The 21654-nt window shown below is 64.7% G+C and carries 16 protein-coding genes; 5 read left to right on the top strand and 11 right to left on the bottom strand.

The features are described from left to right. Positions 1-622: 622 nt before the first annotated feature. The 8 genes from OCJ37_RS00270 to OCJ37_RS00235 all read right to left on the bottom strand — a co-directional run bounded on the left by OCJ37_RS00270 (position 623) and on the right by OCJ37_RS00235 (position 12804). Positions 623-865 (bottom strand): Imm32 family immunity protein, encoded by a 243-nt coding sequence (locus tag OCJ37_RS00270; protein ID WP_263111655.1) that lies wholly within the window; start codon positions 863-865, stop codon positions 623-625. Between the two features lie 207 nt (positions 866-1072). Then, entirely contained in the window at positions 1073-1321 is a 249-nt protein-coding gene (locus OCJ37_RS00265) for a SymE family type I addiction module toxin (protein ID WP_317633204.1), read from the bottom strand. A 502-nt stretch (positions 1322-1823) separates the two neighbouring features. Continuing rightward, a complete protein-coding gene (locus tag OCJ37_RS20975; RefSeq protein ID WP_317633203.1) occupies positions 1824-2153 on the bottom strand; it encodes an excalibur calcium-binding domain-containing protein in 330 nt (109 codons plus the stop codon). A gap of 192 nt (positions 2154-2345) precedes the next feature. Continuing rightward, positions 2346-3887 (bottom strand): P-loop ATPase, Sll1717 family, encoded by a 1542-nt coding sequence (locus OCJ37_RS00255; protein WP_263111651.1) that lies wholly within the window; start codon positions 3885-3887, stop codon positions 2346-2348. 66 nt (positions 3888-3953) lie between these two features. Beyond that, positions 3954-4220 (bottom strand): hypothetical protein, encoded by a 267-nt coding sequence (locus tag OCJ37_RS00250; RefSeq protein WP_263111650.1) that lies wholly within the window; start codon positions 4218-4220, stop codon positions 3954-3956. A gap of 368 nt (positions 4221-4588) precedes the next feature. Then, on the bottom strand, positions 4589-5689 hold the full coding sequence (locus OCJ37_RS00245; RefSeq protein ID WP_263111649.1) for a type I restriction endonuclease: 1101 nt from the start codon (positions 5687-5689) through the stop codon (positions 4589-4591). Between the two features lie 149 nt (positions 5690-5838). After that, a complete protein-coding gene (locus tag OCJ37_RS00240) occupies positions 5839-9645 on the bottom strand; it encodes a LamG-like jellyroll fold domain-containing protein (protein ID WP_263111648.1) in 3807 nt (1268 codons plus the stop codon). A gap of 387 nt (positions 9646-10032) precedes the next feature. Then, positions 10033-12804, bottom strand: a complete 2772-nt coding sequence (locus OCJ37_RS00235; protein WP_263111647.1) for a TonB-dependent receptor — start codon at positions 12802-12804, stop codon at positions 10033-10035. A gap of 291 nt (positions 12805-13095) precedes the next feature. On the opposite strand from OCJ37_RS00235, the gene OCJ37_RS00230 reads away from it, so the two are divergent. Continuing rightward, the gene (locus OCJ37_RS00230; protein WP_263111646.1) at positions 13096-14118 is read left to right on the top strand and encodes a sugar kinase; all 1023 of its coding nucleotides are present in this window, start codon (positions 13096-13098) and stop codon (positions 14116-14118) included. A gap of 517 nt (positions 14119-14635) precedes the next feature. On the opposite strand, the gene fabV is transcribed toward OCJ37_RS00230, so the two are convergent. From fabV to OCJ37_RS00215, 3 genes are all read right to left on the bottom strand, one after another. Continuing rightward, entirely contained in the window at positions 14636-15841 is a 1206-nt protein-coding gene (fabV, locus tag OCJ37_RS00225) for an enoyl-ACP reductase FabV (RefSeq protein ID WP_263111645.1), read from the bottom strand. A gap of 350 nt (positions 15842-16191) precedes the next feature. Further along, positions 16192-16824 (bottom strand): response regulator transcription factor, encoded by a 633-nt coding sequence (locus tag OCJ37_RS00220; RefSeq protein ID WP_263111644.1) that lies wholly within the window; start codon positions 16822-16824, stop codon positions 16192-16194. Beyond that, the gene (locus OCJ37_RS00215; protein ID WP_263111642.1) at positions 16821-17921 is read right to left on the bottom strand and encodes a sensor histidine kinase; all 1101 of its coding nucleotides are present in this window, start codon (positions 17919-17921) and stop codon (positions 16821-16823) included. The genes OCJ37_RS00220 and OCJ37_RS00215 overlap by 4 nt, the downstream gene beginning before the upstream one ends. 203 nt (positions 17922-18124) lie before the next feature. Here OCJ37_RS00215 and OCJ37_RS00210 point away from each other — a divergent pair, with 203 nt between their 5' ends. From OCJ37_RS00210 to lldD, 4 genes are all read left to right on the top strand, one after another. Next, positions 18125-18706, top strand: a complete 582-nt coding sequence (locus OCJ37_RS00210; RefSeq protein WP_263113761.1) for a methyltransferase family protein — start codon at positions 18125-18127, stop codon at positions 18704-18706. A 188-nt stretch (positions 18707-18894) separates the two neighbouring features. After that, positions 18895-19182 (top strand): DUF2214 family protein, encoded by a 288-nt coding sequence (locus OCJ37_RS00205; RefSeq protein ID WP_263111641.1) that lies wholly within the window; start codon positions 18895-18897, stop codon positions 19180-19182. Positions 19183-19258: 76 nt separating this feature from the next. Further along, positions 19259-20092: a transcriptional regulator LldR gene (gene lldR, locus OCJ37_RS00200; RefSeq protein WP_263111640.1), complete on the top strand. Its 834-nt coding sequence runs from the start codon at positions 19259-19261 to the stop codon at positions 20090-20092. Positions 20093-20103: 11 nt separating this feature from the next. After that, positions 20104-21264 carry an FMN-dependent L-lactate dehydrogenase LldD gene (gene lldD / locus OCJ37_RS00195; RefSeq protein ID WP_263111639.1) on the top strand — a complete coding sequence of 387 codons (1161 nt, stop codon included), beginning with the start codon at positions 20104-20106 and terminating at the stop codon, positions 21262-21264. Positions 21265-21654: the final 390 nt, after the last annotated feature.

Raw genomic sequence — 21654 nt, 5'->3', positions numbered from 1 at the left:
TTTCCAGAAGTGCCGGGGCGTGATGGTGATGCTCGTAGTTGAATTGTGCCTCACCACAAATATTCCTTATCAGCGTAACTTGTGACTTGAGAGAACCGCCGTGGGTAGACCTGGAAACGCGGTCGGGTTGGCTATTAAGTGAACCCGACCCCGTTTTCTTGAGTGACTCTGCCCCGTTCTTATGCCTTTCCGCTCGATGGGAGCATCCGCTCACTGCCAAGATGCTCTTTATGGACAGGAAACATTAGCAACAACGTACTTGTTTCGTGACTTGGTCAATATAACAATTATCGGCGCTAGATCACCACCTTCGTGGTAGCGCAGCCAGAGTTCGCCGGGACGAGCGGGAGGCTCGCCGCGAGATTCGGAGTTACCCATGGCAGTCAAAACCTGGGCCTCCGTCATGCCTTCCTTTACGTCGCGACACGCGGCAGCAAGTTTTCGATATTCGGACGGCGCACATGCGGCTAATGACACGGTGGTTAAGTAAGCCAAGAGCGAGACGGCACAGAACGTTAGGATCTTCATTGTTAGTAAATGGGGCCGAGCAGTTGGGGTCAGAGTACACTTCTATAGTGCCCCAGGCAGACATGGAAGTGCACTCTGGCCCATTTGCTCTTTATCAGGCGACTATCGGATTGAATACTACAAAATGCGGTGAGCTTTCAAAGCCAGGCTGCTTGTCGGCCAGATGTTCATGGCTGTAGCTGCTACCCATCCGTTCCATGTTATCTGCTGCAGATATGAGAAAAGCGGCGATTTTCCGCAACTCCGTTGGGCTTGCGACAAGAGTTATCTCGGCGAGCTCTTCCGGCCGAATCTTCTCAATCGGTAGTCCTTGATTGCTGTATCCGTGAATATTCATGAAAAGTACCGTAAGGGCTAACGCGATCCTCGCCGAGTCGCTGGCTGACGTCAATCAGCCCGAGGCACTGAGGTTCCTCGCCGTTACAAGCAACGTGTTCGCTCCAGCAGGCGCGACATGACGAGATCTTCGGACAGGCGGCCGTCAGGAGCTCGGTTGTCTGCATACGGGCCGCATATGTGTATGCGGCCGATGCGCGTCACCGATTCATTCCTCGGTGGCCAGGCTCACCACCAGCTCGCCGTCGCGCACGCGCACGTGCAGGGTCTGGCCGATGGCGAAGCCCAGTTCTTCCAGCCAGCGGCCGGACAGGTGCACGGCGGGCATGCGCTTGCCGTTGGCGTAGTGGCCGCAGCCGACGGTGCAGTGCTGCGGTGGGCGCGTGCGGCGCGGGGCGCGTTGCTGGCGGGCGAGATCGGCGGCGTTGGCGGCGGCGACTTGTTCGGGTGTCAGCATGGGGATAAGCGTCGGCTCCACGACACGCCATTTCGGGCAGTGCGGCGGCCGGCGCGATGCACGCTTGCGCGCGGTGGTGGGACGGGATGACGGTTGACGCATGGCGAAGCCCTCCTTGACGGCCAGAAGCCCGCCACCGACCGGCGACGGGATGTCGGGAGGTTAGAAACCGCTAAGAGACGGCGGGCGTATTTCCCCGAAGGGTGTTGTATTAGCCGCCCTCCCGACGTAGACATCGCGTCGGCTTGTACCTGAGAAACAGGCACAAAAAACCCACCAGTTTTTCGGAGGTGGGTACCGCTCTTAGAGGAGTTTCTACGCTCCTTGGGAAGAAGATTGCTACTGGTTGATTCGAATGTCAACTATGGAGGTAGTGAAATCAAAAAATTAAAAGTACGCTTGAACCTGCTATCACAGGCCTCTTCTCGCCTCAATATGCAAGTTAAGCCCCACAGCGAAGCAAATCAGCTTGGACAGGCTGTTTTTCTCAAGCCTCTGGATGTCACTCGCACCCAACACCATCATTGTCGCGGTCCAGCTTGGAATCGTAACCTGGATCACCACGGCGAACGGGAGCGGCGCCCGCGGCCCGGGCTTCGGAGCAATTGGCAAAAGAACGAGGACGCCCACCACTCGAAGCGGGAGCGACGAAGCTCTGCTGAGGGGCAGAGATGCGAGAGCCAGAAGCGCCACCACCATGGTGGCAGTGGTAATCGCCGGTCTTCCGGTTGTTATGGCAACCTTCGGCATTCAGACCGCCCGGATGTGCGAATGCCGATGCTGGGGCGAGCAAGATAATCAGGGCGGTGGAGACGAAGATCGCAGCGTGCATGTTGTATCCAACTTTAGGAATCAGGTCCAGAAGATGAATTTATTTTTTATATCCATTTATTGAAGGATCGGGGAGATTTATGTTCATCCCCGCCCCTTGCCAATCTAATTTCTCTCAACAGTCCATCAATCTGAGCTATCACCTAGTAAAATGCGCAGTATGGATCCGCCTTGAAATTTGTTAAAAAACTAATTACTTAATAGGCCTTGTTCGTTTGCGACCTGAAGAAGCCTTGGTGACAGACTTAGTTGTCTTCTTGCGCCTTTCGCGGTTCTCAGTGAGCACTAGACGAGACTTGAGTCCATTGTTAACATGGAAAGGCTTCGAGAAGTCGATCTGGATATTGGGATTGGTGCATGCATACTCCCAATTGACAGATGCTTTTTGGCCAACAATTGAGTTTTCGAACAAGAACCGCAAAATTTCCTGGGTATTTGTCTTCGTCGCCGTTGAGAAAATTGACCTAATCGATTCAAAATATTGATCAAAAGTAAATATTTCGAAACCGATATTTTGCAGCGCCTCTAGATATCCCGTGAATTGAGGGATTTGGGCAGCCCATTCATCGATGAGCTCGTCATACATTGAATTGGAAACTGCAGCCTCAGCCTTATAAAGATCGGATGATTTATATATTGACTTTGTGCTTGAATCATGAGCTTCACGAAGCTTATTTAAGTAAACGATCACGTCACGTGGTCGATAGAAGGATCTGCGCAATATATGCTTTAGTGGAGTAGCACCATGCCGGACTGTCTTGTTTTCGAAGATTGCGGCAGAGCGTAATGTATGATCTAGTTTCAACTCAGCCGGAGCTCGTCTCCGAATTCTTTCAGAGATCATCTCGTCCAAATCATCGTGTGCCCATTTTATCTCTAATGCACCATCCTGATAGATCTTATTCTTGTCATTGAACTTGAGCGTTTCGTAAATATCCCTTCTAAGAAATACAACGATACGCAGATTGTTCCGATAGTCTGGATTGTTGTTAATACTTTGGGCTGCGAGAAGAAGGTTCACAATCGCTTTTGAGTATTCTGCAATCTCTGACTCTAACCAGTTCTCATCAAGCTGGTCAATTATTATCATATAGCGGTTGCCACTGATATAGCGCTTAAGAGTTGACTCGAAATATTCGAGCAACTGAAATGCATTGCTACGCAGAGCTCGTTGCAGCTGTTCATTTTCTGCAACATCCTCAAACTCAAGCCCACCCAGTTGCCCCGATACAAGCGTTGTCTCTGCGCCCGGAAGATCTATTTTTTTAATCCGATAGATCTTTGATTTGATAATCTCAAGCAAGGTTGGATCGGGATTCCCATACAGCTTGTTCATTAGTTTTTTTGCATTTGCTAGATCTTTCGGAAGCTTTCCTTTACGTTCCGAATCAGAGATAAGTGTAGACAGCACCTTCGTTAGGACAATGTAGCGCCAACTCTTCTGATATGAAGAAATTTCCGATTCCATCGCTTCTCGATAAAGGCGATGGATTGGCCACGGATAGTCTCTAAAGCTCAGTGCAACCGACGAATATCCACCGATTGCGCTGGGCGGAGACTTTCGGAAATACTCATATACGGCCGTCTTTCCTGTCCCTTTGCGCCCGATAATCATCCATCTATTTTCGCGAACGATCCTCTCAACAGTTGGAGTCTTGAGGAAATAGTCCATAAGTTCATCGTCTGTCTCAGCGGAAACCTTAAAGTCTGGAAACCACTCTGTAATGTCTTGCACCTTTGTTCTCCGTGACCTAAACCGGAATTAAGTCGACCCGCGAAGCAGGTGCGGCTTGAATGGATTTTAGAGTTGACGTTGTTTGAGAATTTGTTCGACATCCCATCCGTTAGCTGCCTTAAGGCATTGAGAGTATAGGGTGAGCCAATACTCTGTTGAGCGTGCCGTATTGACATCCACATACTTGTTAATTTTGTCTGCAAGTTCCAGAGCAACTCGTTGTGGCGAATCGGAGACAACTTTGACTGGACCGGAAACGGAAACGCTTTGATCTACCATGAAATATCTCCCTACTTTTTGATGGACAATAAATGGATCAGAGGAAATATCCATTTCAAGTGGGTATTTTTCTCTGGCCTCTTTTTGACCGGAAAACGATCTTTGACCGCTAGCTCGACTGCGTCTAAACCTGCTATGTGATAGCTATTGCGCACGATCCTTACTTGCTCCAATGACCAAGTACCCACTCCCAATTATGTGCGGAGTAGTCCCAACGCCAATGTGCGCGGACCCACTTGGTCTTGCCGAGTGGCCGCAAAGTTTGCATATTTTGCAATCTGTCCGGCGGTTTAGGAGGTTTAGGAGGATGTATCTTTTTGATTGCCACTTATGACCCACTATTTATATAAAAACATCAATAAGCTACCTAAACGCGGCATGGCAAGGAATAATAGCATCTCCATCACCTCGCTGATTTAGGATTAGTTGCTTGGCAAATATGAAGATATAACTACTCTTATTCGCTCGGAATGGTTGTAAATGTCGTCCGACGATTCGATGCTGACGATCTCTTCTTCCTTGTTCTGATTAAACAACCCAATCTTTAGCTTTTCCAAATTATTGAAGCGTAGCCGGCAAATCGGCTTTCTGTTATTGTCATCGAGAAGGATCGCGCAATAGCTCATCGCGTCTCTCATGACGACACGCTTGGTACTGACTAGGTCCCGCACGATTGCGCGCACTATGTGGAAGCCGTCGACTTCTTCCTGAGTCGTTATCGATGGTGGCTCTGTCACGGCCGGTTGCGTCGGCGGCTCTACGGCGGTGGGTGCCGATACTTGGGCCAGATCTGGAACCGATAGGGGTTCCGGCGACATCGCACCCTTCAGTCGCTCATTGATCTTCTCGCCCACAAGTTGGTCGAAGGCACGGCGAGTAATTAACGTGAATTGGTCCCGCACCGCCGGGGTGAACCTACGTGCACCGATGAGATCGGACGACACGAGCCGGACGAAGTCTTCGGATGGCTGTGCCATCCATTCGGCTAAGCGTGTCTGAATGGCGCGCGTGTACTTCAGTTCGTTTGCCGTATTGAGTATTGCATCCAAGTCGAATGCGGTCTTCGCAAACTTCTTGAGCTCTTCGACATCGCGTTCCTTGAAGTCGAGGATGTTGAACTCGAAGAATGGCTTTTCGTCCATCTTGTTGGGCTGCTCCAGATCGGTGAAGAACCGATAGAGCAATCCATTCGTGAGCACGCCAAAGCGCGCCTCAGTTACGTGGAAGTAGCGAAAGAGCTGTCCCGCATGGTTGATGCTTAGGTCGCCGCCTGCCTTCTTGCATTCGAACAGGATGATCGGCTTACCGTCGCGCAAGATGGCGTAGTCGACCTTCTCGCCTTTCTTGGTGCCGATATCGGCCACGATTTCTGGGGTGACTTCGAGCGGATCGAAGACGTTGTATCCCAGGATCTGGATCAGAGGCATCACCATTGCGTTCTTGGTGGCCTCTTCGGTCTGAATCATCGCGCGCGTACTAACGATGCGCGCCGCAAGCAGGCGCAGCTGGTCAACAAAGTCCATGGATGTCCCTTCCCCCCCGAATTGACGACCCGTTGTAGCACGACGCAACGCGGCGCGGGGAGACAAATGTGGATTCTGTCTAGGAACCGCTTCCTGGCTAACGTTCCTCCATTATCAGAGTGGTTACCACTGATTTATTGCCTGCTTAATTAGTGCAAATCCATCGCGTTATTGCGCTTCGTTACCTCGTCCACTTCGCCATCGGTAACGATCCGCAGGCGTGCGCCTTTGCCGCCACTACCATCCGACAACGCCAACCGCACGTTCGCGATCCTCGGCTCCAAATCCCGCGGCGCCCCCAACGTAGGAAACGCCCCCCGCGCCAATTCCCGGCCACGCGCGTCTTCCAGTACCACGAATCCCGCCGGCGCATCCGCATGACCCAGGCTGTGCACGGTGACCTCGATGGCATCGGCGCTCACCCGCACATCGCCGCGCCCAATCCCCAAATCCGGCCGCTGCTCCACCGGCACCGCCGCAGGCGCGACCAGTTCGAACTCCATCACCACCGTCTTGCCGGCCGGAAATTCCACGTCCACCGCCCCGCTCTTCTCGAAGGCGAACTCGCGCGTGGCGGGCTTGCCGTCGATGCGCCCGTCGCCATCGCGATCGAGGCCCGAGCGCAGGCGCCATTGCCCGGCGGCGACGTTCCACCCGGTCATCTGCGCCCGCTGCAGCTTGCCGCCGGTGTTGTAGCCGATGACGGTGAAGCGGTCCTGGCGCGGCTTGGGCAGCAGCAGGGCCACCTGCACGGCGCCTTCGGGGTCGGCGAAGCGCCAGCTGACGGTGTGGCCGGGGTAGGTCTGGTTGCGCTTGAGCGCAACGCCGCCCAGGCGGGCGCGCTGCAGGTTCACGGTGGGCGATTCGACGCGGTCGCTCCACCAATGGCCTTCGGTGTTCATGTAGAAGCTCTGCAGTTTGTCGCGGGTCTCGGTGCGGTACAGGGCATCCAGCCAGGCGGTGTCGCCGGTGGCTTCCCAGGCGGCGTGGTGGGCGAAGTCGGGGACGGCATCCGGTTTGGCAGCTGCCTTGGCCAGGTCGGCGCCCCAGCTGTCGCGCTTGCCGAGCAGGTCCAGGAAATTCTCGTTGAGCAACGACAGGCCGGCCGGGCCGGCGTTGGCGACGCGGTAGTCGATGGGCTTGAGATAGCGCGCCTCGCCGGTCCAGCGGTACGCGGCCCAGAAGGTGTGCAGGGTATCGGCGCCGCCGCTGCCTTCGAACAGTTCGCCGCCCCGGGTCTTGCCGGTGGTCCAGTTGATCTCGTTGGGCAGCGCCCATTGGCCCTTGGCATTCGTGTACGCGTGGGCGAGATAGCCGTCGGCCAGGCCGGTGACGATGCGGCGGCTGTTGGGGTCGGCGTTGTAGCCGCCGAGCAGCATGGCCGGGTGCAGCACCGGGAACGAGTACGGTTTCTGCCACTGCCAGTTCGGCTCGCGGTAGACCTTGCGCCCGCCGAACCAGTTGCTGGCGAACAGCAGGTGGCCTTGCGGGTTGACCTGGATGATGGTGTCGAAGGCCTTCACCGTGCGCATCAGGCGTTCCACCGTCAGCGGGTCGCCCCAGTTGAGGTAGAGCATGGCGCTGTTGATGTTGATGCCTTCTTCGTAGGCATGCAGTTCGTCGGTCTCGATGGTGGACAGGCCGTCGGTGAACATGCCGTTGCGGTAGTTGGCGTCGGACAGCGCGGTCAGCGAGGCGTTGAGCTTGTCCGGGTCCACGCCCATCAGCGCCACGCCCGGCCATTGCTGGGTGAGGTCGGAATCGTCGGAGATGCCGCCGCCGAAATCGCCGTAGGCCACCTGCCGCTGGTCGATCCACCAGTTGATGTAGCGGCGCGTGGCCTTGAGGTCTTCCAGTTGCCAGAACGCCCAGGCCGGCACGCCCTTGGGCGGGGTGGACAGGTCCACCGGCAGCGCGCCCTGGTTGCCGTAGCTGATATCGTTCCAGTATTCGCGGCCGAGCGCGTTGTCCGGGTCCACGCGCAGCAGGTCGCCGATATCGGCATCCAGACGCTTGTAGAGCAGCTGGCGCTTGGAGGTGGTGTGTTCCTCGACCAGGAAGCCCCAGTTGTCCTTGACCTGGTTGAAGCGGTCGGCGATGTGTTCGGCCTTGGCTTGGGCGCGCGGCTTGAACAGCAGGCGCAGTTGCGCGCCGTCCAGCGCGCGCGCATCGAAGCCGGGCGCGGCGGAGGCGATGCTGAGCATCAGGCTGTCGTTGGTGAGGATGCGGTCGCGCAGGTCCAGCCACAGCGTGCGCGCCTGGCCGGGCTTGACCGACACCGACACGTCGAGCATGTCGCGCGCCGGCCAGATCGGGTCCTTGATGCGGAGGTTGAGCGGGATCAGGCCGTCATGGGTGGCCGGCAGGTCCAGCGCCGGCAGGTCGATGGCGATGCCGTCCAGGCCGTCGTGCATGTTCTCCCAGCCGTAGGACCAGCTGCGCATCAGCGGTTGGTCCGGCGGGGCGTCGCCGAGGCTGGAGGGGATCAGCACGTGCACGATCGGCAGCGGCGGCGCGGCGGATTTTTCGGCACTACGCTTGCGCGCCGGCGCCTTGCTCGGTAGCGCGACCACGGTGCTGCGTTCGGCCTGCGGGTAGCGGCCGGCGATGTAGCCGCGCAGCGCGGCGAGGTTGGCGTAGTCCGGCGCGATGTCGCTGCGCACGGTGTAGCTGAGCGTGGCGCTGGGGTCGGACGGCGGTGCGCCGGCGCTCACGTCGTAGGCCCAGATTTCCTGGATCGGGGTTTCCTGCGCGGTGTTGGCGAAGCGCAGGTGGCCGCCGCGGCGGCGCTCGAACTGGTCGACGCTGCGCACGGTGCCCTGGCTGCGCTGGAACAGCGGCGCGGGTGTTTCATCAGCTGCGGCGTAGCTGGCCTGGCCGTAGGCGGCGCCGCGCAGTTCGATGCGGTTGAACGGTTCGTCGGGCAACGTGAGGTCCAGCGCCTTGCCGCCTTCGACGTAGACATTCCAGTCCGGCAGCTGGAAGTAGTCGTCGCGGCCGGGCAGGCGCGAGCGGTTGTAGACGCCGGGCCAGGTGGTCTCGGCGATGCCGTCGGTGGCCTTCCACATCCACTGCTTGAGGTCCTTGGCGTCGGCGAACTCGACCTTGCGGATGCGGGTGGACGGTGCGTCCAGCGCGGGCGGGGCGGGGCCGTGGTCCCAGCCGAAACGGTGCAGCCAGGCGTTGCGTACTGCGTCGGCGCGCGGCGGTTCAGCAGTGCGCGGTTCCTGCTGGCGGGCCAGGGCCGCGGCGCCGGCGGCATCGAGCATGCGGTCGTAGATGCGGATCTCGTCGAAATCGCTGCCACGCAGGAAGTTGTAGCGGCTCTGCACCTGGTGCGGCGCCATCACCCGCCCGGCCAGGCCGAGCTGGTCCAGCGCGGCATCGAAGTCGAGCGAACCGCCGCCGGCGCAGACCTGCGCGCAATCGGCGCGCGCGGCTTCCTTGCCATCCACGTACAGGCGCACGCCACGGGTCTCGTCCCAGGCGAAGGCGAGGTGGGTCCAGGCGCTGGCCGCGGGGATCTTGTCGAGGGTGAACGACACGCGGGTGCGCGCCAGGTTGGCGTCGGTGACGAAGGCGTCGAAGCCGTGGCCGTTCCAGTCGATGCGCAGCCAGGCCATGTCCCAGCTGCTGTGGTCGGCGTAGCCGACGCGGAAGATCACGAACGGGGCTTCGCCGACGGGGTAGCGCGCGCGCCAGAAGAAGGACAGCGTGCCGCGCTGGGTGTAGAGGTTGCCGGGGGCGTTCCAGGCGAGCACGCCGTCGTCGGCCCATTCGATCGCGTTGCCCTTTACGCCGGTGGGGACCAGGGCGACCTTGTCGCGGAAGTTGGGTGTGGCGTCGCCCTGGGCGATGTCGGCGTCGAAGCCTTTGTCGGCGGAGACGCGGAACAGGAGTTCGGGGGTGGCGGGGGCAGGGGCGGCGAAGGCAGGGAGTGCCAGGCAGGCCAGCATGGCCAGGCAGTGGGCCAGGATGCGGTTGGCGGTGTTGGGGGGTGGTTGGCGTGGAGCGGTCGGCGCGGGGCATCGCGCAGGCGGTGCGATTTCGCCAGAGGGAAGGTGTCTGTCGCGGCTGAAGCCGCTCCTACAGGGGGCGACGGCGGGCGTTGTCGGCAAGGCGCGTCGCGACCGAAGTCGCTCCCACAATGGGGTCATGGCGCCGATCGCGCGGGCGGCAGCGCGGGTGGCGCTGCGGCGGGTTGCCTGTTTCATGTCGCTCCTTTGCGATCGCCGTGCGCATGCCGCCGCAGGGCGATCCTCCCTACCCCCGAGGCAGCGAGTATGCAGGCAGCGGGGCGTTGCCGGTGCCGCGCGCGGGCGCGGCACCGGTGGGCGCGGACGTCAGAACTTGTAGCGCACGCCGAGCAGGTACTGGCGGCCGGTCTCGCTGTACTGCAACGGCAGCTGCGAGGAGGAGCCGACCCATTCGTCGGACGGTTCGTTGGTCAGGTTGATGCCTTCCAGGCTCAGCTCCAGGTGGTCGTCGATCTTCCAGCTGATCGAGGCGTCCACCGTGTTGACCGCGGTCATGCCGTGCACGTCGAAGCCGGTTTCGGTGGCCGGCACCTGGGTCAGGTAGTCGTCGCGGTGGGTGTAGGACACGCGCGCGCTCAGCTGCTCGCCCTGGTAGAACAGGGTGCCGTTGTACGAGTTCTTCGACAGGCCGGTCAGGTCGGTTTCCAGCGAGGCCGCGCCGGTCGCGGTCAGGTACTGGATCTTCGAATCGACGTAGGTGTAGTTCAGCTGCACGCCGAAGTTGCTCCACTTGCCCGGCAGGAAGCTGAAGGGCCGGGTGTAGTTGAGCTCGACGCCCTTCAGGTCGCCGCCGGGGGTGTTGAGCGGCACGGAGAACACGAAGTCGTCGTTGACGCCGGCGCCGGTGCCGTCGAGCAGGCTGGCGGGCAGGCCGCTGGCCGAGTACGGCTGGGTCACGCGGGTGGTCTGCACGAAGCTCTCGATGTCCTTGTAGAACACCGCCGCGCCCAGCATCGCACCGTCCTGGAAGTACCACTCGAAGCCCAGGTCGGCGGTCTTGGCGCGGATCGGCTCCAGGTCCGGGTTGCCGCCGCTGACGGTACGCGCGCCGCCGGAGACGTTGACGGTGACGCCCGGGGTCAGGCTGCCCAGGCCGGGACGCGACATCACCTTGGCCGCGCCGAAGCGCACCAGGAAGTCCGGCGAGATCTCGGCGACCAGGTTCAGCGAGGGCAGCGTGTCGCTGTACTCGCGGTTGACCGTGGTCTGCACCAGCGCGCTGCCGACCGTGGCGTAGCCGGTGGATTCCTGCTTGGTCTTGACGTAGCGCACGCCGAGGTTGCCGCTGACCGGGATCGAGCCGATGTCGAAGCCGAACTGGCCCATCAGCCACGCGCCGCGGTCCTTCTCCTCGACGCTGCGGGTGTTCACCGCGCGCTCGGCCAGGGCGAAGGTGCCGGTACCGCTGTAGATGTCCAGCGCGTCGGCCACGGCGTCGAGATCCGGAACCACCCAGGTGCCCGGGTTGCCGCTGATGCCGCCGAGGCTGGCCAGCTCGGTCATGCCGACCGGCACGATGCGGGTGCCGCCGGCGAAGGTCGGCACCGACACTTCCGAAGCGCGGCGCAGCTCGCGGGTCTTGAAGGTGTAGTCCTTGGCCAGCACGCCGCCGCGCAGGCTGAAGCCCGGGCCCAGGGTCCACTCGAAGTTCAGGCTGCCGGTGTCGAAGGTGTTTTCCACGTACTGCGGACGCAGGCGGATTTCCGCCAGGGTCCAGCCGCTGCCGTCGGTGGGATCGACACCATAGTTGAACACCGGCGAGCGGCTGTTGCCGCGGTAGTCGTAGCTGTAGCCGTCGACGTTGAGCTTGTCCATGATGATCGTGGTCTGGATCGGGTTCTCGTGCTTGGAACTGGAGGTGCCGATCTGGCCGTCGATCTTGAAGACGTCGCTGAACTTGTGCTCGCCGTTGAGGGTGAGCTGCTTGAACACGGTATTCCACTCGTCGTAGCGCTGCTCGGAGCGGATGTCCACGTCGTCGAACTGCCCGTACAGCAGCGCGCCGGTGTTCGGGTCGATATAGCCGTCGCGCACGATGGTCTGCGGCTTGCCGCCCTGCGAGGCGCCGCGGCTGAAGGAGATCGCCTCGATGTACTTCTCGGTGCGCTTGGCGTCGATCTTGGAGTACAGGCCGTCCAGCGAGAACTGGGTGCCCTTGCCCGGCTTCCACTGCAGCGAGCCGGTCACGCCGGTGCGCTTCTGCTCGTGTTCCATCAGCGTGTAGCGCGGGAAGCGCGGGTGGAACACATCGGCGCTGCGCGCGGCGGCGAACGGCGAGGCGGCACTGAAGTTGCCGTTGCTGGGGCCGTTGGCCCAGCGCCCGCTGTTGCTGCCTTCTTCCAGGATCTGCCGCTCCGAGTACGCCACCGACAGCAGCGCGCCGAAGGTGCCGTCGGCCCAGGTGTTGGCGATCAGCCCGGCCAGGCGCGGATCGGCCTTGTTGGACATGTCGTTGTAGCCGGCCTGGCCGTTGAGGGCCAGGGTGAAGCCGTCGTAGTCGAACGGGCGCGCGGTCTTCAGGTCCACGGTCGCGCCGAGCGAGCCTTCCTCGACGTCGGCCGAGGCGGTCTTGCGCACCACCAGCTGGGTGAACAGGTCCGAGGCGAACACGTTGAAGTCGAAGCCGCGGCTGCGGTTGGAGCCGCCAGACTGGTCCGAGCCGCCGACCGTGGTCAGCGCTTCCATGCCGTTGACCCGCACCCGGGTGAAGTCCGGGCCCAGGCCGCGCACCGAGATGTTGCGGCCTTCGCCGGCATCGCGGGTGATGACCACGCCGGGGATGCGCTGCAGTGATTCGGCCAGGTTGAGGTCGGGGAAGTCGGCGATGTCCTCGGCGACGATGGCATCGACCATCCCGGTCTCGCCGCGCTTGAGGTCCATCGCCTTCTCCACGCTGGCGCGGTAGCCGGTGACGGTGATGGTGTCCAGTTCGGTGGCCTGGCCGGAAGACGCGGCGGCAGGCGCGACGTCCTGTGCCGGAGCCTCCTGCGCCTGCAGCACCCCGGCCTGCAGGGCCAGGCCGATCGAAAGCGCGAGCAAGGTAACCGGTGTCTTCCGGCGTTCGGTACGAGATTGCATGTCTCCCCTCCCAAGGGTCCATGAACTGCGTTGTGTTCGGTTTTGCCGCGGATGACACCGCTGGTCAAAACCGACGTTAACAGTTGCGAAACATCGCAGCATCTTGCAGCGCAGCAGAAAACGGCCTGGATTTGCGGGGCTTTTTGCCGGCGCGATCGCGCGAACGGCATCGCCGCAAGGCTCGGGCCCGATTTGCCGCCACGGAAAATGACACCGCTGGTCACGATACCTGGCCGCCGCCGGTTTTCCCCGGCATGCTTGGCGCCTTCCGCCGCCAAGGATCTGATTGCCATGACCGCTTCCCGCTTCGTCTGCTTCGGCGAGCTGCTGCTGCGCCTGGGCGCCCCCGGCCACGAGCGCCTGCTGCAATCGCCGCTGTTGCAGGTGCACGTGGGCGGTGCCGAGGCCAACGTCGGCGTGTCGCTGGCGCATTTCGGCCACGACGTGGCGATGGTCAGCGTGCTGCCGGACAACCCGCTGGGCGAGGCGACCGCCGGCGAACTGCGCCGGCACGGCGTGGACACCCGCGGCGTGCGCTTCGTGCCCGGGCGCATGGGCCTGTACTTCCTGACCACCGGCGCCGGGCACCGCCCCAGCGAAGTCACCTACGACCGCGCCGGCTCGGCCTTCGCGCTGGCCGCGGCGGACGCCTACGACTGGCCGGCGCTGCTGCGCGGCGCGCAGTGGCTGCACCTGTCCGGGGTGACCCCGGCCCTGGGCGAACGCGGCGCGGCGGCGGCGCTGGCGGCGGCGCGCAGCGCGCGCGACCTCGGCGTGCGCGTGTCGTTCGACGGCAACTACCGGCCCAAGCTGTGGGAGGCCTGGAACGGCGACGCGCCGGGCATCCTGCGCCAGCTGCTGGCGCAGGCCGACGTGCTGTTCGCCGACTACCGCGACCTGGGCGTGGTGCTGGGCCACCAGTACCCGCAGGACAGCGCGCAGGCGCGGGTGCAGGCCGGCGCGCGCGACGCCTTTGCCGCCTTCCCGCACCTGCAGGCGATGGCCTGCACCCAGCGCGTGGCGCACAGCGTGGACCACCACAGCCTGGGCGCGATGCTGCTGCGCCGCGACGGCAGCGTGGCGCAGGCCCCGGCCGAGGAACTCACCGGCATCGTCGACCGCATCGGCGGCGGCGACGCGTTCGCCGCGGGTGTGCTGCACGGCCTGAACCAGGGCTGGGACGACACCGCCACGATCCGCTTCGGCCTGGCCGCCGGCTGCCTGAAGCATTCGGTGCCGGGCGATTTCCACCCGCTGGGCGAGGCGGAGGTGCAGGCCTGCGTGGGGGCTTCGCGGTTCGATGTGAAGCGGTGAGGGGCTGGGATTGGGGATTGGGATTGGGAGTGGGAGGAGCGTTGGTTGCGGCGTTGTTGCGCGTGGTTAGGCGTTGCCGGCGTTTCGTTTCTCCTGTCGCGACTGAAGCCGCTCCTACAAAAAAACCGCGCGCGCTCCCTGTAGGAGCGGCTTCAGCCGCGACAGGAAAACGAAGCGGTCGCGATGCCGGGACGCGCACGGAAAGCGCGGCATCGACGCCACCGCGAATCCCGAATCCCGAATCCCCGCCTTTTGCAGAAGCGGCTTCAGCCGCGAGCAGCACCACGCTTCAGCCGCCGGACGGCTTCCATTGGGGAGTGGTGCGGACCTTCCTGCAATGCTCGGCGCAGCGGCGGCCTTGGTTTCCTGCGTCGCGACTGAAGTCGCTCCCACAAAGAGCGCAGGTCGCCCCTGTGGGAGCAACTTCAGTCGCGACGCACCGAGCTCAAAGAAAAACGGCCGGCATCACTGCCGGCCGTTTTTCCAATCCCGAATCCCCAATCCCCAATCCCGGCCCCTACAGCTCGATGCAATCGAACTTCACGTCCGGATTCACGTCGGCGTCGTAGTCCACGTCCTGGCGCTCGAAGCCGAACAGCTTGAGGAACTCGTGCTTGTAGCCGGCGTAGTCGGTGAGCTGGAACAGGTTCTCGGTGGTGACCTGCGGCCACAGCGCCTTGCAGGCGTCCTGCACGTCGTCGCGCAGTTCCCAGTCGTCCAGGCGCAGCCGGTTCTGCTCGTCGGTGGCCGCCGGCTGGCCGTCTTCGCGGTACAGGCGCTCGCGGAACAGGCGGTCGAGCTGGTCGATGGTGCCTTCGTGCAGGCCCTTCTCCTTCATGATCTTGTAGACCATGGAGATGTACAGCGGCATCACCGGGATCGCCGCGCTGGCCTGGGTCACCACCGACTTGAGCACCGCCACGTTGGCGCTGCCGCCGCTGCGCTGCAGGCGCGCGTGCAGGCGCTGCGCGGTCTGGTCCAGGTCCACCTTGGCCTTGCCCAGCGCGCCGTGCCAGTAGATCGGCCAGGTGATCTCGGTGCCGATGTAGCTGAAGGCCACGGTGCGCGCACCCGGCGCGAGCACGCCGGCGCCTTCCAGCGCGTCGATCCACAGTTCCCAGTCCTGGCCGCCCATCACGGTGACGGTGTCCTCGATCTCCTGCTCGGTGGCCGGCTCGATCGAGGCCTCGATGATCGCGTCCTTGTTGGTGTCGATTGCGGTGGCGGTGTAGGTCTGGCCGATCGGCTTGAGCGCCGAGCGCTTCACTTCGCCGCTGCCGGGCAGCTTGCGCACCGGCGAGGCCAGCGAATACACCACCAGGTCGACCTGGCCGCCCATCTCGGTCTTGATCAGCTCGATCACCTTGGCGCGCGCCTCGTCGGAGAACGCATCGCCGTTGATCGACTTGCTGTACAGGCCCTGCGCCTTGGCGAACTTGTCGAACGCGGCGGAGTTGTACCAGCCGGCGGTGCCGGCCTTCTTGTCGCTGCCGGGCTTTTCGAAGAACACGCCGAGCGTGTCGGCGCCGAAGCCGAACGCGGCGGTGATGCGCGAGGCCAGGCCGTAGCCGCTGGAGGCGCCGATCACCAGCACTTTCTTCGGGCCGTCGCGGCGCACGCCGCGCGCGCGCGTGGCCTCGATCTGCTCGAGCACGTTGCGCTCGCAACCGAGCGGATGCGTGGTGGTGCAGATGAAACCGCGAACTTTCGGGTGGATGATCAACGTGGTGTCCTCTCGGCAAGATGCCCCGCGGCATCTTAATGTCTGCGGCGCGCGTGCAGAAGGGCCGGGGTTGCAGACGGCATGGTATGGAGTCGCTCTGCCGCGGCGGCTGGCTTGGTGCGGGCCGTGAGGCTGGCGCTGGACTGGTGCGGCTGTTGGATGGAGCGTGTTCCGGAGATGGCGCTTTTGGCTGCAGCCGTTGCGGGTCTGCGCGTCGCGACTGAAGTCGCTCCCACACTCAAGCCCAACGCTACGGTATTCCGACGGTGGGCGCTGCCCCTTGTGGGAGCGACTTCAGTCGCGACTGCTTCTGCTGCTGGTCCGGCGACACAGGTGCTGCATCTACCCGCTCAGATGATCCGCAGCGTGATCGCCTTGAGCACCGCGCGGGTGCGGTCGCGGGTGCCGAGCTTGTCCAGGATGGTGGAGACGTAGTTCTTCACCGTGCCCTCGGCCAGGAACAGGCTGCGCGCGATTTCCTTGTTCGAGTAGCCGCCGGCGAGCAGGCGCAGGATCGCCACTTCGCGTTCGTTGAAGGTGTCGCGCGGCGCATCCTCGTCGCGGTAGCGGTAGCGCGCGCGGACCGGGTCGGTGCTGACCGGCTGCAGCAGGGTCTCGCCGGCGGCCACGCGCACGATCGCCTCGCGCAGGTCCTCCGGCGCGGCGTCCTTGAGCAGGAAGCCCTGCGCGCCGGCGTCGGTGGCGCGCAGCAGCAGGTCGGCATCGTCGAAGGTGGTCAGCAGCAGCACGGGGGTGCGGTCGCCGCGCGCGCGCAGCTGTTGCAGCGCCTGGATGCCGTCCATGCCGGGCATGCGGATGTCGCTGAGCACCACATCCACCGGCGTGGCCGCCAGCGCGTCCAGCAGCGCCTGGCCGTCGTCGGCCTCGCAGGCCACGGCGATGTCCTGGGTCTGCAGCAGCGCGCGCAGGCCGGCGCGCACCAGGATCTGGTCGTCGGCCAGGGCGATGCGCAAGGCGCTCACAACGGCAGCCTCGCGGTCAGCTGCATGCCGCCCAGCGGCGTGCGCCCCAGCTCCAGGCCGCCGCGCAGCGCGGCCAGGCGCTCGCGCATGCCGGCGATGCCGTTGCCTTCGCGGATGCGTTCGGCGCGGCGGCCGTCGTCCTCGATGTCCATGCGCAATTGCCCATCCTCGTGATGCAGGCGCACGCACACCTCGCCGGCGTCGGCATGCCGCGCGGCGTTGGTCAGCGCTTCCTGCACCAGCCGCAGCAGGGTCTCGGCCAGTTGCGGATCGGTGATGCGCACGTCCGGCGCGATCTGCAGCCGCAGCTGCGGCCGCGGGAACGGCGCGGCCAGCGCGCGCAGCGCGGTTTCCAGGTCCAGGCCGCGGTCGTCGCGCAGCGACTGCACCACGTTGCGGATGTCGGCCAGCAGCTCGCCGGACAGGCGTTCGGCCACGCCGAGTTCCTCGCGCCGGGCCAGTTGCGGATCGGCCAGCAGCAGGCGCAGGTTGATCCGCAGCGCGGTCAGGGTGTGCCCGGCCACGTCGTGCAGCTCGCGCGCCAGGCGCAGGCGTTCGGCGTCGCGCGCGCTGTCGGCCAGCAGCGCGCGGGTGGCGAGCAGGTCGGCGTTGACCCGGGCCAGCGCTTCGCGGGCGATCTCGGTGGTGCGCGCGTAGTGCGCGGTCAGCGCGGCGAAGGCGTGGAAGCCGGCGTAGATCAGGGTGGTCAGCAGCGCGCGCTTGAACCCGAGCGGGGACAGCGCCAGGAACGTGCCCAGGTTGGCCAGCACCGCCAGCGCCAGCACCCGGCGCGGCTCCCACAGCAAGGCCACCTGCGCCAGCACCACCACCAGCAGCACCGGCGCGGTGCCGACGTCCGGTTCCAGCCACACCAGCGCCAGCGCCACGGCCGCTTGCAGCCACAGCGCGGCATCGCGCAGGCGCGGCGCGGGCAGGAACCGGTGCCCCAGCAACAGCAGCACGAACAGGCCGGCCGCGCTCCAGCGCCAGGCGGCGGGCGCCTGCGGCTGCAGATGGAACGACCACAGCACGGTGGCCACGGTGACCAGCCCGGCCAGGCGCTTGGGTTCGATCAGATCGTGCAGGACGCGGTTCATGCCGGGGATGCTGACCGCGCGGCGCGGCGCCGGCAATGGGGCCGGCGCAGAAAGTGACTTCCGGCAGGTCGGATCGATGACCAGCGGCCGCTGGCGGCGCGCGACCGGGCGGCCACACTGGCACCGTGCCATCGCTGGCGGGCGTTCACCCGGTTTGCAGCGCAATGGCGTACACCGACCCTGTTCTCCACGAGGAAACGACGATGCACCTGACCCTGCGACATCCCGACCTGCTGTTCATGCTGCTGGGTGCGTGCTGGGGCTTGTACGAGATCGTGCTCAGCCACCGCCGGCGCGCGGCCGACGGCGGCGCGCGCGACCAGGGCACGCTGAAGATGCTGTGGCGGGTGCTGTACGCGGCGCTGGCGGTCGCGGTGCTGCTGTCCGTCCTCGGCCTGTGGCGCTATGCGCCTGCGCTGCAGGAACCGGCGCGCTGGACGGGTTGCGCGTTGCTGGCGACCGGGCTGGCGCTGCGGCGGTGGGCGATCCGGGTGCTGGCGCGCTGGTTCACCGTGGACGTGACCATCCAGGAAGGCCACCGGCTGATCCGCCGCGGTCCGTACCGCTACCTGCGCCACCCCTCCTACACCGGCGTGCTGCTCTCGTTCTACGGACTGGCGATCGGGCTGGGCGACGTGCTGTCGCTGCTGGCGATCGTGCTGCCGGTGACCTGGGCGTTCCTGCGCCGCATCCGGGTCGAGGAGGCCATGCTGACCAACGCCTTCCCCGAGGAGTACCCCGACTACGCCGCGCACAGCTGGCGGCTGCTGCCGTTCGTCTGGTGAGGCGGGACCGATGCCTGCGCTCGACCTGCTGCTGGCCGCGCCGCATCACCACCTGGCCTTGCTGCTGCTGACCGCCGCGCTGGTGGTCGCGTGGACGCTGCTGCGCGAGCCACCGCACGGCGCACGCATGGCGCGCGGCTGCATGCGAGGCGCCTGCGCTGCGGGTCCTGATCGTCGGCGGCCTGCGCGTGCGCTACGGCTCAAGGGCCAGGCTGCTACCTGCACGCCCCCGGTTCTGGGCCAAGCTGGGCGTGTTCGCGGCGATCGGGCTGGTGTCGCTGCTGCCGACATTGCGGCTGCTCGGCTGGCGCCGCCAGCCACGCGTGCAGCCTGGGTTCGTGCCGCCGGCGGCGCAGGCGGCCACGCTGTATCGCTTCGTCTCCGCCGAGCTGGCCCTGTTGGGGCTGGTGTTGGTGCCGGCCGCGATCATGGCGGGATACGGGCGTTCGATTGGTATGACCAATACTTGGACGTAGACCCCAGCCTTAATTGACCCGGCGCAGCGGGGCGCGCTTAATGCGCGCTGGAATGGCCCGATCCGACGAGATTGGTATGACCGATTTATCAGCGACCAGGCCTGCCCGGCCAACGGCACGCCGCGATCAACCCATTGCTGCCGCATCCCCTTCCGGCGGCGGCCGCCTCAGCGACCGCGTCGCCGCGCAGTTGCGCGCGCTGATCGTGCAGCGCGGGCTGCAGGCGGACGCGCGCCTGCCGGCCGAGCGCACGCTGGCGCTGGAGCTGGGCGTGTCGCGCACCGCGCTGCGCGAGGCGATCGCCCAGCTCGCCAGCCAGGGGCTGCTGCGCGCCCGCGCCGGCGGCGGCACCTACGTGCAGCGGCCGCACACGCCCGAGGAACGGGTGGTGGCGCCGTTGCAGCCGTTCCTGCCGCTGCTGCAGGGCGACCCGGAGTACCGCTTCGACGTGCTGGAGACCCGCCATGCGCTGGAAGGCGCCACCGCCTGGCATGCCGCGCTGCGCGCCACCGACGCCGACCGCGCGCGCATCGCCGCCGCGTTCGAGGCGATGCTGCAGGCGCATGCGCAGGGCGATGCGGCCGCCGAGGCGCGCGCCGACGCCGATTTCCACCTGGCCATCGCCGAGGCCGCGCACAACCGCGTGCTGCTGCAGGTGATGCGCGGCCTGTTCGACCTGCTGCAGACCAACATCTCGCAGAGCCGGCAGACCCTGTTCCGGTCGCCGCGCACCTTCGCGCCGCTGCTGGCGCAGCACCGCGCGCTGCACGACGCGATCCTGGCCGGCGATCCGGACCGCGCGCGCGACGCGGCGCATGCGCACCTGGCCTTCGTCCACACCGCCCTGCGCAGCCTCGACGAGGACGAGGCGCGCCGCGCGCGCGCTTCGCGCCTCCCCTCCTCTCCCTGACGACCGCACCGATGATCATTTCCGCCGCCTCCGACTACCGCGCCGCCGCCCAGGCGCGGCTGCCGCCGTTCCTGTTCCACTACATCGACGGCGGCGCCTACGCCGAGCACACCTTGCGGCGCAACGTCGCCGACCTGGCCGACATCGCGCTGCGCCAGCGGGTGCTGCGCAACATGGCCGACCTGAGCCTGGCGACCGAACTGTTCGGCGAGCGCCTGGCGCTGCCGCTGGCGCTGGCCCCGGTCGGCCTGACCGGCATGTACGCGCGCCGCGGCGAGGTGCAGGCCGCGCGCGCGGCGGCGGCCAAGGGCGTGCCGTTCACCCTGTCCACGGTGTCGGTGTGCCCGATCGAGGAAGTGGCGCCGGCGATCGACCGGCCGATGTGGTTCCAGCTGTATGTGCTCAAGGACCGCGGCTTCATGCGCAACGCGCTGGAGCGGGCCAGGGCCGCCGGCGTGACCACGCTGGTGTTCACCGTGGACATGCCCACGCCCGGCGCGCGCTACCGCGACGCGCACTCGGGCATGAGCGGGCCGAAGGCGGGGCTGCGGCGCATGCTGCAGGCCGTCACCCACCCGCGCTGGGCCTGGGACGTGGGCCTGCTCGGGCGCCCGCACGACCTGGGCAACATCTCCGCCTACCGCGGCAGCCCGACCGGGCTGGGCGACTACATCGGCTGGCTCGGCGCCAACTTCGACCCGTCGATCGCGTGGAAGGACCTGGAGTGGATCCGCGAGTTCTGGAACGGGCCGATGGTCATCAAGGGCATCCTCGACCCGGACGACGCGCGCGACGCGGTGCGCTTCGGCGCCGACGGCATCGTGGTCTCCAACCATGGCGGGCGCCAGCTCGACGGCGTGCTGTCCAGCGCGCGCGCGCTGCCGGCGATCGCCGACGCGGTGAAGGGCGAATTGAAGATCCTGGCCGATTCCGGCATTCGCAGCGGGCTGGACGTGGTGCGCATGCTCGCGCTCGGCGCCGACGCGGTGCTGCTCGGCCGCGCCTTCGTGTATGCGCTGGCCGCCGCCGGCCAGGCCGGGGTGGAGAACCTGCTGACGCTGATCGAGAAGGAGATGCGGGTGGCGATGACGCTGACCGGCGCCCGCTCGATCGCGGAGATCTCGCGCGAGTCGCTGGCGCGGGTCACGCGCGAGTCTGCGGTATCGCCGTAGGCGGCCGGGCTGCGCGGCGGTTGCTGCCGGCGCAGGTAACCGTCGCGTGTCTGCATCGATGCGAGGCACTTGCACAGGTCGCCTGTGTTGCCGTGGTGCAGGTGATGCGCTCGCGTTGCGAGCGTCCGCCAGCGCTTGGCTGAGGGCTCCGCTCGTCGCGACTGAAGTCGCTCCCACAAGGAGCGGCGTTTCCTGCATGGAGGGTCAGCGCAGGCATCACGTGTAGGAGCGACTTCAGTCGCGACGCCGTGCGCTGTCAGCGGCTGAGGATGCAAGACACGGCAACGTCGCCGTTTTGCGGTGCTGCGATGGGTACGCTCGCATTGCAAGAGCCGGCGGCAGCTGTTGGATCATGTCTTCGTTCGTCGCGACTGAAGTCGCTCCTACATA

It is taken from the genome of Xanthomonas sp. AM6 (assembly GCF_025665335.1).
Taxonomy (GTDB): Bacteria; Pseudomonadota; Gammaproteobacteria; order Xanthomonadales; family Xanthomonadaceae; genus Xanthomonas_A.
This window is presented reverse-complemented; position numbering and strand designations above follow the sequence as displayed.